At 44.1% G+C, this 808-nt stretch carries 1 protein-coding gene; it reads left to right on the top strand.

Going from position 1 to position 808, the window contains the following annotated elements; translation table 11 throughout:
• On the top strand, nucleotides 1-808 hold an 808-nt coding region (locus tag HMPREF1552_RS12460), incomplete at both ends, for a hypothetical protein (RefSeq protein WP_021743610.1).

Below are 808 nucleotides of genomic sequence, written 5' to 3'. Positions count from 1 at the left end.
GAAACATAAACTACTCAAGATCGCTGTATGATGGCGGTGTTGGCTATGAATCAGGACAGCCGAGCGTAATTGAAGGGCGTCAGGTAATAGTGAACGCTCCCAATATTGTAGTGAATCCGATTGAGGCTGGAAATGGAGTAAGGCTTGAAAATGGAGGAGAGAACGGAAGAAAGCTGCTGTCCTCAAGCACATTTGGAATCAAAAAAGGTACAGGAGCTTCCAATGGGAATATTCAGGTGCAGGGCAATCAGCCTATTTCGGCCATGTCAGCAATTTTTGGCGGAAATCCACAGTTTTCAGGAGCTGGAAATACATACAGCCCAGTAAACACAGAATTTGAGAGGGCGGTTCAGATTGCAGGAAACAATGCAGAGATAAAGGATATTAAAAACACTGGAGTAATCAGCGTCAATCCAATACTTGCAAGTGCAATGTTCAAGGCAAATATGAATCCGACTTCAAAATATGTCATGGAGACCCGTTCAAGCTACATAAACCTGAGCGACTACTACGGAAGCGACTACTTCCTTGAAAGAGTCGGATACTCGGAAGTTTGGGACAGGGCAAGACGTCTTGGGGATGCCTACTACGAGAACCAGCTTCTTACAAGGTCAATTGCCGAAAAGCTGGGAACAGCCTTCATAAATGGCAAGTCCAATAAGGAGCTGATACAGGCAATGATGGACAACGCCTCAGCTGAAGGTAAGAGGCTTGGACTTAAAGCAGGGCAGGAACTGACTCAGGATCAGATAAATAACCTGAATGAAGATATTATCTGGTATGTAACAAAAAATGTAAATGGTATTGA

The organism is Leptotrichia sp. oral taxon 879 str. F0557 (assembly GCF_000469385.1).
GTDB lineage: Bacteria > Fusobacteriota > Fusobacteriia > Fusobacteriales > Leptotrichiaceae > Leptotrichia > Leptotrichia mesophila.
The sequence above is the reverse complement of the archived record's forward strand: the minus strand, read 5'-3'. Positions and strand labels throughout refer to the sequence as shown.